This window comes from Shouchella phoenicis, from assembly GCF_047238345.1.
GTDB lineage: Bacteria > Bacillota > Bacilli > Bacillales > Bacillaceae_D > Shouchella.
The window spans coordinates 1,155,280-1,171,127 of sequence record NZ_JBDFMQ010000001.1; the positions used below are offsets into that span (position 1 = coordinate 1,155,280).

A 15,848-nucleotide genomic window follows, 5' to 3' on the forward strand; every position below is an offset into this window, starting at 1 on the left:
GGTTTTTTATGTTGGTTAACGGAGGAATTAGATGGAAATTTTTCACAATATGATTACAAGTATTAATGGGGTTACGTCATACATACTTGTAGCTGCACTAATAAGTGTAGGTATTTATTTTACGTTTCGGACTAAGTTTGTTCAATTTCGTCTTTTTCCTGAAATGTTTCGAGCAATTACAGAAAAGAAATCAAAAAAAGGCGAAGTGTCTGCATTTCAAGCGTTTTGTATCAGTGCGGCGTCTCGAGTAGGCGCAGCGAACATCTCAGGTGTTGCGATTGCGATTACAACTGGTGGTCCTGGAGCCATTTTTTGGATGTGGGTCATTGCTATTATCGGGATGGCAACAGGATTCATTGAAAGTATGCTCGCACAAGTGTATAAAGTGCGAAAAGATGGCCAATTTCGTGGTGGCCCTGCTTATTACATTGATCGGGCATTGGGACAGCGGTGGCTTGGAATTGTCTTTGCATTATTAATTGCAATTACATTTGGCTTTATCTTCAATTCCTTACAAGCCAATACAATAACAGCGGCGTTTGATACCGCTTTTAATCTTAATCCATTAACAGTAGGTATTGTGATTGCGCTTGCAGTAGGGGTCATTATCTTTGGAGGGATTCGCTCGATTTCGGTTTTCTCTAGTATTGTCGTGCCGATCATGGCAGTCTTGTACCTTGGGGTCGTGGGATTTGTTGTGGTCACAAATTTTGAAGCTGTTCCAGCGGTATTTTCATTAATTGTTGGAAATGCGTTTGGATTCCAAGAAGCGACAGTTGGAATATTTGTCGGCTTACTTGTTGGAGCTCAGCGTGGATTGTTCTCGAACGAAGCCGGTATGGGTAGTGTGCCAAATGCTGCCGCAACTGCTGACGTTTCACACCCGGCAAAACAAGGGTTGGTTCAATCTTTAGGTGTATTTTTTGATACGATTATTATTTGTTCAGCGACTGCGTTTGTTATTTTGTTAACAGATGTTTATACATTTGCTCCGGATGGTATTAATGGAGTAGCGTTGACTCAACAATCTTTAGGCATTCTTGTTGGTGATTGGGCTGTACCGTTTATCGCCATTGCAATTTTCTTCTTTTCGTTCTCATCTATGATTGGGAATTACTACTATGGGGAAACAAATCTTGCCTTTATTAAAGAAGGGACCATTTGGTTACAAGTGTACCGCCTTGCTGTAATGGCGATGATTGTATTCGGTTCTATGGCAAGTATGGCTCTTGTATGGGATATGGCAGATGTCTTTATGGCGTTTACCACCATCGTCAACTTAATTGCGATTGTCTTAATTGGAAAGATTGCCATCGCGGTTATTAATGACTACGTTTTACAACGGAAAGCCGGGAAAGATCCAGTTTTTAAAAGTAAGAACATACCTGGCTTAAAAAATGCTGATACATGGGATGATTAAAAACAAGCGTAATCGCTTGTTTTTTTTGTTTTAATTTAGCAACTTGTCTCATACCTTTATAAAGAGAGAAAAAGGAGAGATGAGTGTTGAGTACGTTTTTCCGCGGTGTGCTAGTTTTAAGTGGAGCTGCCTTTATAGGAGAATGCTTGGAGTTTATTATTAATATTGTTTTGGCTAGAGAGCTAGGGGATGAAGCATTTGGTTTATACATGGCGATCTTACCAACGATGCTATTTGTAGTGGTGCTCGCAAGTGTAGAACTACCTGTCTCGATCTCAAAACTAATTGCAGAAAAAGAACCGAACTATCATTGGGGTGTGTTGTTACAAGCATTAAAACTGGCTACAGTTTGTGCGGTAACAGTGATGGTTGCGGCACTTGTGATTTTACCTCAATTAAGTGTGTTAAACAATTACCACGTTGGGGTACAGTGGATGCTATTTTTGCTCGTTCCTGTTATCACCTTTTCCTCTGTTGCAAAAGGGTATTTAATGGGGGCTCAACAAACGTCTAAAATAGCCGTGGCGAATATTTTGAAGCGAACTGCACAGCTAGGTGGCTTATTAATTGTTTTTTACTTATTTTCTTTCACAAGTGACCTTGCTATTTTTATGGCTTTATTAGCGCTGAAATTAAGCGAACTCTTAGTGTTATTTTATTTAGTAGTGGTGTTTATTCGTAAAATTTATCAAACGAAAAAAGATCATCCGCAGAAAAAAGTAAACCAAAAAGAAATCCAGAAAAAATTATTAGCCGTGTCTATTCCTACAACCGGGTTACGTATTTTTCATTCAATCACATTTGCTGTTAAACCGTTTTTAATCACCTTGGCTCTTACGAATGCAGGTGTACTAGAAAGTGTTGCACTTGTGCAATATGGTAAACTAGCGGGTATTGCATTTACGATTGGTTTTTTTCCGGCCTTTGTGGCGCATGCTTTGCTGATTGTGTTAATCCCTATTGTTTCAGAAAGTTATGCAAAGCGACAATACGATACGCTTCACTACTATTTGCGTTTATCGCTCCTTGTTACGTTTGCTTATGGGCTGCCGATTGTACTGATGTTTTACTTTTTTGCTGAACCTATTACTACTTTATTTTTTGGACCGTCACCAGCGGCAGAGTACTTGAAGCTCTTAATTCCGTATTTTTTGTTCCATTATTGTGCAACGCCACTGCAAGCGTATTTAATTGGAATTGGGTTAGTAAAAGATGCGTTTTTGCATTCGTTTTATGCAACAGTGGTATCCTTTTGCTTAATGATCGCCCTTGGATCTATGCCAAGTTTACAAATGAACGGCATTATTATCGGAATGAATATGAGTGCGGTTTTGTTAACGGTTCTTCACTACATTACAATTTGCAAAAAATTAAAATTGAATATGTTGATGCGGCCAGGGGAGAGTTGGTTGTTCAGGTGAATAAAAACGTGCACAGGAGTAGATGCTCCGATGCACGTTTTTTGTTATAACGTAGCGATATGACTATCTGTTCTTGATTCTGTACCGCCAACATAACTCCCTTTCTCATCGTCTTTCCAAATAATTTGGCCTCTTCCGAAAGACATGACATCATTTGCAATCGTCACTTCATGACCTTTGCGTGCGAGCGCTTCTGCAATATGACGGGGAAAGGATGGCTCCAATAATATTTTGTTTCCTTCTATCCACTGCCAGCGTGGAGAATCTAGTGCTGCTTGTGGATGCAGAAGAAAGTCGACTGTATTCATGACTACTTGTACATGCCCCTGTGGCTGCATAAATCCACCCATGACGCCGAACGGCCCAACTGCTTGTTGATCTTTCGTGAGGAATCCAGGAATGATTGTATGGTAGGGGCGTTTGTTTGGTGCAAGTGCATTGTCGTGATTGTGATCGAGTGAAAAGGAATGGCCGCGATTTTGTAGGGAGATGCCTGTCCCCGGAACGACTAAACCAGAGCCGAAGCCCATGTAGTTTGACTGGATAAACGATACCATATTGCCTTCACTGTCAGCTGTACAAAGATAAACGGTACCACTTGCTGTAGGTTTTCCGACAGTTGGTAATTGTGTCGTTTCGCCAATTTCTTGCGCTCGTTTTGCCGCATAAGATTTATCGAGAAGCGACTGGGTCGGAACGCTCATATGATTTTCGTCTGTAATGTACGCTTGCCCATCAGCAAATGCAAGTTTTAGTGCTTCGATTTGCTTATGATACGTTTCTACATGTTCTTTTTCATTAATCTCCACGTTTTCGAGAATATTCAACGCCATTAAAGCAATTAAGCCTTGTCCGTTTGGAGGAATTTCCCATACGTCATAGCCTTTATAGTTCGTGTGAATCGGATTGACCCATTCAGGTTCGAAAGCAGCAAGATCTTCTTTACGTAAAAAACCATGATGCTTTTTGAAAAAAGCGTCAATTTGGTGTGCTAATTCTCCGGAATAAAATGCTTTTCCGTTTGTTTCGCCAATTAACCGTAACGTATGTGCATGATTTGGAGAACGCCAAATCTCACCAGGTTCCGGTGCGCGTTGATTCAAAGAAAATGTCTCAAACCAAGCTGAAAATTCGTCTCCTGTATGAGTATCTTGAAAACGTTTATAGCTCGTTTTCCATTGTCTAGAAATAGTAGGCGTTACCGCGAAACCTTCCTCAGCAAGTGTAATAGCAGGTTGAAGGACATCCAATAAAGATAATTTTCCGAATCGTTTAGACAAGCTTGCCCATGAAGCAGGCGCTCCTGGCACTGTCACAGGAATGAGTCCAGTTGTAGGCATTGTGTCATACCCACGTTGCTTTACCGCATCAATAGTCATTGAGGCTGGAGATGGACCACTACCATTTAGTCCATATATGTCACCATCGAGCCAAACAATAGCAAAGGCATCGCCGCCAATTCCATTTGAACAAGGTTCTACAACCGTTAAGCATGCTGCTGTTGCAATCGCAGCATCAACGGCGTTGCCTCCTTGATTAAGAATGTCTCTACCTGCTTGTGCCGCCAGTGGTTGTGATGTTGCCACCATTCCATTCTTTGCATAAGCGGGCATTCGTTTTGAAGGGTACGGGTGATTGTGTGGATCAAAGTTCAATTCTTCAACCTCCTTTTTTTATTAGTGTAACATGTCAAACATGTGGAAATAGATAGAAATAAAAAAGATGTCTTTTTTTGTTGACTAATTTGTATATACAAGGTATGATCAAAGCAATCAATTATTTGTATATACAAATTTTAAATGCACTAAAGCGACGTTTTTGAAAACGTTAGCAAAGGAGGAACGAGGATGGCTGTAAATTACAAAAAATCTGCTGAACAGATTTTAGAGGCCATTGGTGGGGAAGAGAACATTTCTTCAGCTACACACTGCGTAACGAGACTTCGACTTGTTTTACAAGATGAAAGTCAAGTAGATACGAAAAAACTGGAAGCGCTTGATGTAGTAAAAGGAACATTTTCTGCAAACGGGCAGTTTCAAATCATATTAGGTAACGGTGTTGTCGATAAAGTTTATAAAGAAATGATGGCGTTAACGGGCCGTGAAGAAGAGTCAAAAGATGATGTGAAAGAAAACGCTGCTAAAAAAGGAAACCCCTTACAAAGAGGGATTAAAGTCTTAGCAGACGTGTTTATTCCAATTTTACCAGCGATTGTGACAGCTGGTTTGTTAATGGGTTTAAACAATATCTTAACCGGAGCAGATATTTTTTATGATGGTGCGTCCATCATTGATGTTCATCCGCAATGGGCTGATTTTGCTGACATTATTAATGTAATTGCAAGTACCGCCTTTACCTTCTTACCGGCGTTAATTGGTTGGTCAGCAGTAAAGCGATTTGGTGGAAGCCCACTGCTTGGTATTGTGTTAGGCTTAATTCTTGTTAATCCAGCGTTATTAAGTGCTTGGGATTACGGAGCTGCTCGTGAAGCTGGCCAAATTCCTACTTGGAACTTGTTTGGTTTAGAAATTCAGCAACTCGGTTATCAAGGACAGGTTCTACCAGTGTTCGTTGCATCAATTATTTTAGCCAAAATAGAAGTATTTTTACGTAAGCGAATTTCCGATTCATTCCATTTGTTAACAGTAGCCCCAATTGCTCTATTGGTAACGAGTTTCATTACGTTTATTGCGGTTGGTCCAATCACGTTTGCAATCGGTAATGGCATTGCAGATGGATTCATTTGGTTGTTTGATACAATCCCAGCGATTGCAGGATTCTTGTATGGTATTATTTATGGACCACTCGTGATTACAGGGATGCACCATACCTTCCTAGCGGTTGACTTACAGTTAACAGGTAGTGAAGGCGGCGGCACATTCTTATGGCCGATTTTAGCATTATCAAACATTGCACAAGGTTCTGCTGCATTTGCGATGTATTTTGTCTTAAAGAACAAGAACTTAAAAGGATTAGCAGGCACATCAGGATTGTCTGCGTGGTTAGGGATTACAGAACCAGCACTATTCGGTGTTAATCTACGTTTCCGCTTCCCATTCTTTGCGGCGATTATTAGCTCTGGTCTTGCAGGCATGTTCATTTCTATGCAAAATGTACTTGCGCACAGCGTTGGTGTTGGTGGAGTACCAGGTATTTTCGTTATTCAGTCTGGTGGCTGGCTTGCCTTTGCGATCGGAATGGCAATCGTTATTGCACTTCCATTTGTGGCAACCCTACTTTATGGGAAGATTAGAAATCCAAAGAGTCTACATGAATAATGAAAAGAGCTGCCCTGTGCAGCTCTTTTTTGAACATATGATCTTGACCAAGCATGGTCAAAAATGAATCGTTTGTGGTATTGTTAGAAGGAATAATTTGTTAATGAAGTGAATGTTATCACTCGAATGCATGTCATAATAAGTAGTAATAGTCATTTTCGCATCGAACTCGAATGATGAAATTGACTCACTCAAAAATGGATTAAAAACAGAATGAATATAGAAAAAGTAGGGCGATATGTTTGAAAAGTAAATTTCAATCGATCTATCAACATCTTATAAAAGATATGCAAAATGGAAAGTATCAAGCTGGTGATACACTCCCATCGGAGCATGAGCTTACAGAGTTTTTTCAAGCATCAAGAGAAACGATTCGAAAAGCACTAAAACAGCTATCAGAACATGGGTACATTCAAAAGATACAAGGAAAAGGATCCGTTGTACTAGATTTGCAGCGCTTGGATTTTCCGGTTTCAGGTGTAACCAGCTTTCAAGAGTTAAATCAACAACTGGGGATGAAGGCAGAAACAGAAGTGGTAACGTTTAAAGAATGTCGTGCGACTCCTAAGCAAGCGAAGCAATTTCAACTCCCCGACGATTCGATTGTATTAGAGATAGCTCGGGTACGATTAATCGATGGAGAACGAATTATCCTAGATAAAGACTGGTTTCCAAAAAACCTTGTACCAGGCTTAACAGCAGACATTAGTTCTGGTAGTATCTATGATTACATTGAAAAGACTCTGGGCTTAACGATTAGTTTTGCTAAAAAAGAAATTGTTGTAGAGCTTGCAACAGATGAAGAGCTTCAGCTACTAGACGTTGACCAAGGAAGTCAAATTGTTGTTGTTCGCAGCTTGACGTATTTAGAAGATGCAACGCTTCTACAAATAACAGAGTCACGTCACCGCCCTGACCGCTTTCGGTTTGTGGAATTTGCAAGAAGGTATAAAACGTGAGCATATTTGTTTTCATGTGAAAGAGGAAGCTATATACTTGGTGGAAACGATTGATGGAGGAGAGGCATTTATGTCTGTATTCGACTACACGGTAAAAACAAGTAAGGGAGAAGATTTTTCATTATCAAACTATGAAGGGGATGTTCTTCTGATCGTCAATACAGCGACTAAATGTGGCTTTGCATCACAATTTGATGGTTTGGAAGAGCTTCATCAGAACTATCAAGATAATGGCTTACGTGTTCTAGGATTTCCGAGTAATCAATTCATGAATCAAGAACCGACATCTGATGATGAGATGGAAGATGTTTGTAAAATTAATTTTGGTGTGACGTTTCCACTTTTTGCGAAAACGAATGTAAAAGGAAAAGATGCCAATCCGTTATTTAAGCATTTAAAAAGTGAAAAAAAGGGAACAATGGGGGATGAAATCAAATGGAATTTCACAAAGTTCCTTGTTGATCGTGACGGAGCTGTCGTTAAACGATATGCGCCGCAAACGAAACCTAGCCAAATTGAAGACGATATAAAAGCAGAAATTGAAAAAAAGCAATAGCCAAAAAACTGTGTAGCAATCGGCTACGCAGTTTTTTTAGGAGGATTACAATCGCTTATGGAAACCGAACTTGCGCAACAAGCGCGTGCGTTTATCATGCAATTTTATGAGGAAACAGAACAACCAAACGCGGAGACACGCATGACCGCTATTCTCGCTGAAATCAATGATACAGGTACGTATACGTTAACAAAAGAAGAGTTGACCTATGGTGCAAAGCTAGCGTGGCGAAATAGCAATCGCTGTATCGGCCGATTGTTTTGGGAGCGAATGCATGTCATTGATGCAAGAGAAACCAAAACAGAAGATGATGTATTTATGGCACTATGCCACCATCTCTCTTATGCAACGAATGAAGGGAAAATCATTCCAACGATTACGGTTTTTCCTGAGGGGGAACGTGTGCGTATTTGGAACCACCAGCTTATTCGATATGCTGGTTATGAAAAAAACGGACGCATCATCGGCGACCCTGCATCACTTGAATTTACAAGGTATTGTCAATCCTTGGGATGGGCGGGAGCTGAGGGTGATTTTGATCTGTTGCCTTTTGTCTTTTCCATTGACGAAAATAGTCCGGTTTTCTACCCGATTCCTGATGATTTAGTGAAAGAAGTTGAGCTTGAGCATCCGACCGTTGAATCATTTAAAGAACTAGACCTAAGGTGGTACGCGGTACCGATTATTGCAGATATGCGCTTAGAAATTGGTGGGCTTTCCTTCTATGCAGCCCCGTTTAATGGTTGGTACATGGGTACAGAAATAGGCGCGAGAAATTTAGCGGACGATTTTCGCTATAATCGATTGGAACAAGTGGCGGATCGGCTTGGTATTAATCGATCAAAGGAATCATCATTGTGGCGAGACGAGGCATTAGTAGAGCTAAATCGTGCCGTTCTTCATTCTTTTCAACAAGCTGGTGTGAGTATTGTTGATCACCATACAGCGGCAAAGCAGTTTCAACAATTTATGAAAAATGAAGAAAAGCAAAATCGATCTGTTACAGGGGACTGGACGTGGCTCATTCCCCCGATGTCGCCAGCGCAAACGAAGATCTTTCATCAATCCTTTCATGATGAAATGAAAACACCGAACTTCTTTTATGAGGACAGTCCTTATAAATAAGTCATTATGCTATACTGCATAAATAACGAATCTTTATCGGAAAAAGGAAGATGTTCATGAGTGTATTAAGAGTCGAAGGACTAAGTAAGACGTTTGGAGAAAAAGCACTGTTTCAATCGATTGATTTTTCAATTGAAACAGGAAATCGGATCGGACTATTGGGCGTGAACGGAACAGGGAAATCAACGCTTTTAAAAACCATAGCAGGAATAGAAGGAAAAGAAGCAGGAAGTCTTTATCACGCCAATGATTTCACGATTGAATATTTGGCGCAACAACCGGATTTACCAGAAAATGAAACCGTTCTTGACTATATTTTTAAAAGTGATTCAGAGCTATTACGAACAGTTGCTCGCTATGAGGGCGGGCTCGCTAAGCTCGAACAAGACCCTATGAATGAACAGTATCAAGCAACATTGTTAAAGCTGCAAGCAGAAATGGATAAGGTGGACGGTTGGGAAGCTAGTACACAGGCAAAAACAATCCTTAGTAAATTAGGCGTTTTTGACGTTACTGCTCATTTACGTACACTATCAGGGGGACAAAAAAAGAGGGTGGCAATTGCGCGATCTTTAATTCAGCCTGTTGATTTGCTTTTACTCGACGAACCGACCAACCATCTTGATCATGAAACGGTTGAATGGCTCGAGGGTTACTTAAAGCAATATCGAGGGGCACTTATTGTGATCACCCATGATCGCTATTTCTTGAATCGAGTCGCGACGACTATATTTGAATTAACGAACGGTCAGCTTTACCGCTATGAAGGGAATTTTGAAACCTATTTAGAAAAGCGTGCTGAACGTGAAGAGCAACTTGAACAAGCAGAAGCAAAACGTCAGAATTTACTCAGACGAGAAATGGCTTGGTTAAAAAGAGGCGCAAAAGCACGTACAACGAAACAAAAAGCGCGCATTCAGCGGGTAGAAGCATTAAACAATCAGCAAGGTGTCAAAGCAAAAGAGCATTTAGATGTGGCAATTGGGTCGAAACGACTTGGAAAGCAAGTCATTGAGCTAGAGAATGTAAGGAAATCGCTAAATGGAAAAGAGCTCTTTTCGAATCTCTCCTATTTACTGACGAACCAAGAGCGGTTAGGCATTATTGGCGCGAATGGTAGTGGGAAAACGACGTTGCTAAACATTATGGCCAACAGACTGGAGCCTGATGAAGGAACTTGTACAGTCGGGGAAACGGTTAAAATCGGTTATTACACCCAAGAAGATGCTGAACTAGATGGCGCGCTGACTGTTATTGAATATATAAAGCAAATCGCTGAAGTGGTTTATACAAACAAAGGAGACCAAATTACTGCTGAACAAATGCTTGAACGGTTTCTGTTCCCGCGTTCACAGCAATGGACGTACATTCGTCGTCTATCTGGCGGGGAGAAACGTCGTCTTTATTTGCTGCGCATCCTAATGGGAGAGCCAAACGTTCTTTTTTTAGACGAGCCTACGAATGATCTTGATGTGGAGACGTTGGCCGTGCTTGAAGACTATATTGATACGTTTCCTGGAACGGTTGTGACTGTTTCCCACGACCGTTATTTTCTCGATCGAGTAGTTGAAACGATGCTCATTTTTGAGAACGGTGCGATTAAGCGTTACCAAGGGGATTATACAGATTACTTGGGAGAGCAAACAATTGAGAAAGCACCAAAAACGGTCAAATCGCCGATTGTTGAAAAGAAAAAAGCGCCAAAAAAGCTGTCGTATAACGAACAACGTGAATGGGATCAAATCGATGACAAGATTGCGTCCCTTGAAGAAAAACAAGCTACATTAGAAGTGGGAATTCAAGAAGCAGGAAGCGATTATGGAAAAATTGCAGATACGATGAAAGAAAAGGAAGCAGTAGATGCAGAATTGGATCAGTTGCTTGAACGCTGGGCAGAGCTAGCAGAGAAGGTCGAGCAATTAAGTGAGTAGAGCTTTTAAGTATTCACGGGTAAAAGGCGGGGAAACCCGTCTTTTTTCTTTGTTACATAAAAGTGAAGAGGAATAACTTGTAAATGTATTTTTGAATGAAAATGATTGATTGTGATTGATTTTGGTTGTATAATAAAAGAGTCTCGACAGTAAAGAGGTGTGCACATGTTAACCGTTGAAAGACAAGAGATCATTATTCAGCTTGTTCAACAAAATGAAGTTGTAAAAATTCAGGATTTAATTGAAGCAACTAGGGCTTCAGAATCGACAATTAGAAGAGATTTAACAGAGCTTGAACAAGGAAAGAAATTAAAGCGCATACATGGAGGCGCTACGCTTCTTCAAACGATGCGAGAAGAACCAACGATGGCACAAAAATCATCCAAAAACAGTCATGAGAAAAAGAAAATTGCGCAACGAGCTGCGGAGCTCGTTCAAGAGGGTGATTGTATTTTCTTAGATGCTGGAAGCACAACGTTTGAAATGATTTCTCATTTAAAGGGAAAGAACATTGAAGTTGTAACAAACGGTGTAATGAATATACAAGCGTTAGTCGAAGCTGATATCGACACACATTCACTAGGTGGCCATGTGAAAAAAGGAACCTATGCATTTGTAGGCAGAGGTGCAATTGAGTCGATAGCTAGATTTCGATTTGATAAAGCGTTTCTTGGAGCAAACGGCATTACTGTCAAAGATGGTTGTACGACACCTGATCCGGAAGAAGCCTATATTAAGACAAAAGCCATTCAATATGCCCAGCAAGCGATTGTATTGGCCGATCATACGAAATTTGAGGATGTAACGTTTTCTCCATTTGCTTCAATAGAAGACGTTCATATATTGACGAGTTCGTATGTAAAAGAAGAAAAAGAGCAACTCTATCAAGAGTTAGTGAAAAGTACGGCAATAGAGGTGGTTAAATTATGATTTATACAGTGACCTTAAACCCGGCGATGGACTATTACGTCTCGTTACCAACTTTAGAAATTGGTCATGTAAATCGTTCAACAAATGATCGAAAAGCAGCTGGTGGAAAAGGGATAAACGTCTCAAGAGTATTAAAAGCATACGGGACGCAATCAACAGCACTAGGGTTTATTGGTGGTTTTACCGGCGATTATATTCATGCAACGGTCACTGAGGAAGGCATTCAGTCAAACTTTGTAAGAATTAATGGAGATACTCGCATTAATGTAAAAGTGAAAGCAGAAGATGAATCCGAAATAAATGGCTGTTCTCCTGAAATTAATGATGTGGATCTTCGTACTTTAGAAGAGCAATTGAATCAGTTAACAGCTGAAGATACAGTTGTGTTAGCCGGTAGTATTCCGCCGTCCTTACCGTCGAACCTTTACGCAACGTGGGTCGAGCGATTAAATAACCAAGGCGTGAAGGTGTTTGTAGATACGAGTGGAAAAGCACTTGAGCAAATCATTCCTGTAAAGCCATTCTTTATTAAACCGAATCAACATGAATTGGCAGAACTTACGAACTCGGTCATAGAAACGAAAGAAGATGCGATTCCACATGCAAAAGCGCTAGTCGAACAAGGGGTAGAGCATGTCCTCGTTACATTTGCTGGTGACGGAGCGCTGCTTGCTACGAAGGAAAGCATACTTTTCGCTAATGCGCCTAAGGGGAATTTGCTGAATTCAGTAGGAGCAGGGGACGCAACAGTTGCAGGATTCCTTCACGCGTATCACAGTGGAGCAGAATTAATAGATGCATTTCAATACGGCATGGCATCTGGAAGTGCTACAGCATTTTCTCTAAGTTTTGGTGAGCTAGCTGAAGTTGAGCGCTTAACGAAAGAAATTAGCGTGCATTCCATATAAGGGGGACTTGAGATGAAGATCTCTGATTTACTAAAAAAAGATACCATTATTTTAGATCTACAAGCTTCGTCAAAAGCGACAGTCATTGATGAACTTGTGGCTAAGCTAGATGAAGCGGGTCGACTAGACGATAAAGAAAAATATAAAGAAGCAATTCTTGCGAGAGAAGCACAAAGTACAACAGGACTAGGTGAAGGGATTGCCATTCCACATGCAAAAACAGCGGCTGTCAAGACTCCTGCAATAGCATTTGGACGTTCGATTTCAGGTATTGATTATGAAGCGTTAGATGGTCAACCGAGTCAGTTGTTCTTTATGATTGCGGCATCTGAAGGGGCGAATAATGAACATTTAGCAACGCTCTCGAAGCTTTCAACTTTTCTAATGGATACAGCTTTTCGCGACCAACTTCTCGCTGCTCAATCAATTTATGAGGTTATTTCAATTATTGATACGAAAGAAGCAGAAGAAGCTGACGAAGAAGAAGAGGATGTTCAACCTACAGCAGAAGAAGATACGTACATCATTGGCGTTACTGGATGTCCTACAGGTATTGCTCATACGTATATGGCGGCAGATGCGTTAAAGAAAGAAGCGCAAGAACGAGGCTACTCCATTAAAGTGGAAACCAATGGTTCAGGTGGCGTAAAAAATCGCCTTACGAAGGAAGATATTGACCGTGCTGACGGGATCATTGTGGCAGCTGATACGAAAGTGGAAATGGATCGATTTGATGGTAAACGAATCGTCATCGCACCTGTGGCTGATGGTGTAAGAAAACCTTCCCAATTAATTGAACGTTCATTAGCTGGAAAGGAAGCGGTTTATTCTGCCCAAGGTGGTGCGAAGAACGACAATGACGAGTCTGTCTCATCAGGTGGATTTGGAAAAAGCATTTACAAGCACTTAATGAATGGTGTTTCAAACATGCTGCCATTTGTAATCGGTGGGGGGATTCTGCTTGCCATTAGTTTCTTATTTGAAATTGAAGGCTTGCTTGGTGAAGACAACGTTGTAACAAATATTTTAGGTACAATTGGTGGCGATAACGCATTCGCACTATTCATTCCTGTTCTAGCTGCGTTTATTGCCATGAGTATTGCAGATCGTCCAGGTTTTGCTCCTGGTTTAATTGCCGGGTATATGGCATACAACGGTGATGCAGGGTTTCTGGGTGGTTTGTTAGCAGGTTTTCTCGCTGGTTACATGGCACTTGGCGTGAAGAAAATCCTTTCAGGTATGCCGCAGTCGTTAGATGGACTTAAAACAATTTTATTTACACCAGTTTTAAATATCCTATTTACCGGTGTGATTATGTATTTCTTGATTGCGCCACTAGCATCTGTGAATACAGGCTTACAAAATTGGCTTGGCGATTTAGGTACAGGTAATATGGTCATTCTTGGAATTGTGCTTGGAGCGATGATGGCAATTGATATGGGTGGTCCGATCAATAAAGCGGCTTACACATTTGGGATTGCGATGCTTGACGCCGGAAACTTGGGCCCACAAGCAGCGGTTATGGCGGCGGGAATGGTTCCGCCACTCGGTATCGCGATCGCAACGACGTTTTGGAAATATAAATTTACCAAACAACAACGTGAATCTGGTCGAACAAACTATGTGCTCGGCGCATCCTTTATTACAGAAGGTGCAATTCCATTTGCGGCAGCCGATCCAATTCGCGTCATCTCTGCAAGTGTTGTTGGAGCAGCGATTGCTGGAGGGTTAACGGGTTTATTCCAAATTTCGTTACCAGCTCCACACGGTGGAATCTTTACAATGTTGCTTGTCAATGATTCAACCCTGTCCTACATGGGACTTTATGCTGTCGCCATCCTTACAGGAGCGATCGTAACGGGAATCTTGTACGGAATCATGAAGCGTCCAATTGAAAAATAAGATGAAATGAAGTCCGCTGAAAAAAGCGGGCTTTTTTGAATTCCAGAAAAGCGGGTATAGGAAAAGAAGAAATCAATGTAGGTTGCAGGGGGACAGGGAATGAAACAAACAGAAACAATCAATCTATTAAATATGAACACTGCAACCTTTGAAGGAAAAACGGTAACTGTTGAAAACGGCCGTATTACAGAGAAAATCGATGCACCAAATGAACACTTGACTACTTACGCACTGCCAGGTTTCATTGATAGCCATTGCCATATCATGCCTGGTTATGCGCCGCTTTTTACAGCTGCAGGCGTGACAAGTGTACGCAACACTGCTGGGAATGCATATATGCTTGCACCCCTAATCAAAAATGATCCAACTCCCTTTACACCACACGTTTATTGGGCAGACCGCATGATTGATGGGGTGCCAGGTTTATGGGGAGGGACAAGCAGTGGTTCATTCACAACGACATCAAAGCAGGAAGCACGTGAAGAGGTTCAGCGGCAGGCTGAACAAGGTGCTTCATTTATTAAAGTGTATGGTCGCTTAAAGAGAGAGGTCATGGAAGCTGTAGTGAATGAATCAGAGCGTCACCGTCTCGACGTCGCTGCTGATCTGTTAGCATCGACAGACGTAGATGCATTGACAGCTGCAAAAATAGGGGTGCGCTTTCTTGAGCATAATTCGGGAATCATTCAATCTCTGATCCCGAGCTGGCACTCATTACTAGATGAAGCAGACGATAAGGAACACTTAGATGGAGGATTAGAGAAAGAAACACTCGCGAAAGTCTGTGAAGAGCTGAAGTCAGCTGGTGTCATCTTAACACCAACCTTGAGTCTATTTGCGCAATCTACGAATGATCATCATTGGACACCTTCTCTACCTTTCGAAACAAATGCTATGTTAAGCTTAGAGGAACAGTGGAAGCAAGTTAGGCCGCATATACAGTCACGGAAACAAAAGCGGTTATTCCAAGCGACAAAACAGATTACGGAGGCTTATCACCAGATGGGCGGTACGATTTTAGCAGGAACTGATACTCCTGCAGGCGTAGATATGTACCCAGGTCAGTTGCTGCACCGTGAGCTACAGTTGTTGGTGGAGTGCGGATTAACTCCTTTTGAAGCGATCCAATCAGCAACGTCGATCCCAGGTGAATTATTTGGCATTACAAGCAATTGTGAGCCGGGTGAACATGCGGATCTACTCATTGTGAAGGAAAACCCTCTCCAAACAGTTGAAGCTACACTGACGATTGACTGGATCGTGAAAGGTGGCAAATGGCATAGACCAGAAGCATTGATAGCAAAAGCAGAGCAATCCCAAAAGGATTACTCAGAAGAGTGGTACCTTGCGAAAGAACAATCCTTTCACGACGATAGGAAGAAGAACTATCCACATGTAAATATGAAAAGCTAGGTGAT

General features: G+C 41.3%; 12 protein-coding genes. 11 read left to right on the top strand and 1 reads right to left on the bottom strand.

What is annotated here, in order from left to right:
- Positions 1-31 precede the first annotated feature (31 nt).
- Both ABC361_RS06295 and ABC361_RS06300 read left to right on the top strand, forming a co-directional pair.
- The gene (locus ABC361_RS06295) at positions 32-1,420 is read left to right on the top strand and encodes an alanine/glycine:cation symporter family protein (protein WP_413073210.1); all 1,389 of its coding nucleotides are present in this window, start codon (positions 32-34) and stop codon (positions 1,418-1,420) included.
- Positions 1,421-1,503: 83 nt separating this feature from the next.
- Entirely contained in the window at positions 1,504-2,841 is a 1,338-nt protein-coding gene (locus ABC361_RS06300) for an oligosaccharide flippase family protein (RefSeq protein WP_413073211.1), read from the top strand.
- A 44-nt stretch (positions 2,842-2,885) separates the two neighbouring features.
- Here ABC361_RS06300 and ABC361_RS06305 read toward each other — a convergent pair whose 3' ends face one another.
- Positions 2,886-4,496, bottom strand: a complete 1,611-nt coding sequence (locus tag ABC361_RS06305) for a gamma-glutamyltransferase family protein (protein WP_413073212.1) — start codon at positions 4,494-4,496, stop codon at positions 2,886-2,888.
- Between the two features lie 192 nt (positions 4,497-4,688).
- Between ABC361_RS06305 and treP the strand changes: the two genes are divergently transcribed.
- From treP to ABC361_RS06350, 9 genes are all read left to right on the top strand, one after another.
- The gene (gene treP / locus ABC361_RS06310) at positions 4,689-6,119 is read left to right on the top strand and encodes a PTS system trehalose-specific EIIBC component (protein ID WP_413073213.1); all 1,431 of its coding nucleotides are present in this window, start codon (positions 4,689-4,691) and stop codon (positions 6,117-6,119) included.
- Between the two features lie 242 nt (positions 6,120-6,361).
- The gene (gene treR, locus ABC361_RS06315) at positions 6,362-7,078 is read left to right on the top strand and encodes a trehalose operon repressor (RefSeq protein ID WP_413073214.1); all 717 of its coding nucleotides are present in this window, start codon (positions 6,362-6,364) and stop codon (positions 7,076-7,078) included.
- Positions 7,079-7,148: 70 nt separating this feature from the next.
- Positions 7,149-7,634 carry a glutathione peroxidase gene (locus ABC361_RS06320; protein WP_099305377.1) on the top strand — a complete coding sequence of 162 codons (486 nt, stop codon included), beginning with the start codon at positions 7,149-7,151 and terminating at the stop codon, positions 7,632-7,634.
- Positions 7,635-7,691: 57 nt separating this feature from the next.
- Positions 7,692-8,759, top strand: a complete 1,068-nt coding sequence (locus tag ABC361_RS06325; RefSeq protein WP_413073215.1) for a nitric oxide synthase oxygenase — start codon at positions 7,692-7,694, stop codon at positions 8,757-8,759.
- 56 nt (positions 8,760-8,815) lie between these two features.
- Entirely contained in the window at positions 8,816-10,690 is a 1,875-nt protein-coding gene (locus ABC361_RS06330; protein ID WP_413073216.1) for an ABC-F family ATP-binding cassette domain-containing protein, read from the top strand.
- 165 nt (positions 10,691-10,855) lie between these two features.
- Positions 10,856-11,620 (top strand): DeoR/GlpR family DNA-binding transcription regulator, encoded by a 765-nt coding sequence (locus tag ABC361_RS06335; RefSeq protein ID WP_413073217.1) that lies wholly within the window; start codon positions 10,856-10,858, stop codon positions 11,618-11,620.
- On the top strand, positions 11,617-12,528 hold the full coding sequence (pfkB, locus tag ABC361_RS06340; protein WP_413073218.1) for a 1-phosphofructokinase: 912 nt from the start codon (positions 11,617-11,619) through the stop codon (positions 12,526-12,528). The genes ABC361_RS06335 and pfkB overlap by 4 nt, the downstream gene beginning before the upstream one ends.
- Before the next feature lie 12 nt (positions 12,529-12,540).
- A complete protein-coding gene (locus ABC361_RS06345) occupies positions 12,541-14,430 on the top strand; it encodes a PTS fructose transporter subunit IIABC (protein WP_413073219.1) in 1,890 nt (629 codons plus the stop codon).
- A 99-nt stretch (positions 14,431-14,529) separates the two neighbouring features.
- A complete protein-coding gene (locus ABC361_RS06350) occupies positions 14,530-15,843 on the top strand; it encodes an amidohydrolase family protein (RefSeq protein ID WP_413073220.1) in 1,314 nt (437 codons plus the stop codon).
- The last annotated feature ends 5 nt before the right edge of the window (positions 15,844-15,848 follow it).

Bases quoted from the DNA above. Each gene is read 5' to 3' on its own strand.
- ABC361_RS06295 (WP_413073210.1), top strand. From the start codon at position 32: ATGGAAATTTTTCACAATATGATTACAAGTATTAATGGGGTTACGTCA.
- treP (WP_413073213.1), top strand. From the start codon at position 4,689: ATGGCTGTAAATTACAAAAAATCTGCTGAACAGATTTTAGAGGCCATT.
- ABC361_RS06320 (WP_099305377.1), top strand. From the start codon at position 7,149: ATGTCTGTATTCGACTACACGGTAAAAACAAGTAAGGGAGAAGATTTT.
- ABC361_RS06325 (WP_413073215.1), top strand. From the start codon at position 7,692: ATGGAAACCGAACTTGCGCAACAAGCGCGTGCGTTTATCATGCAATTT.
- ABC361_RS06330 (WP_413073216.1), top strand. From the start codon at position 8,816: ATGAGTGTATTAAGAGTCGAAGGACTAAGTAAGACGTTTGGAGAAAAA.
- ABC361_RS06335 (WP_413073217.1), top strand. From the start codon at position 10,856: ATGTTAACCGTTGAAAGACAAGAGATCATTATTCAGCTTGTTCAACAA.
- pfkB (WP_413073218.1), top strand. From the start codon at position 11,617: ATGATTTATACAGTGACCTTAAACCCGGCGATGGACTATTACGTCTCG.
- ABC361_RS06345 (WP_413073219.1), top strand. From the start codon at position 12,541: ATGAAGATCTCTGATTTACTAAAAAAAGATACCATTATTTTAGATCTA.
- ABC361_RS06350 (WP_413073220.1), top strand. From the start codon at position 14,530: ATGAAACAAACAGAAACAATCAATCTATTAAATATGAACACTGCAACC.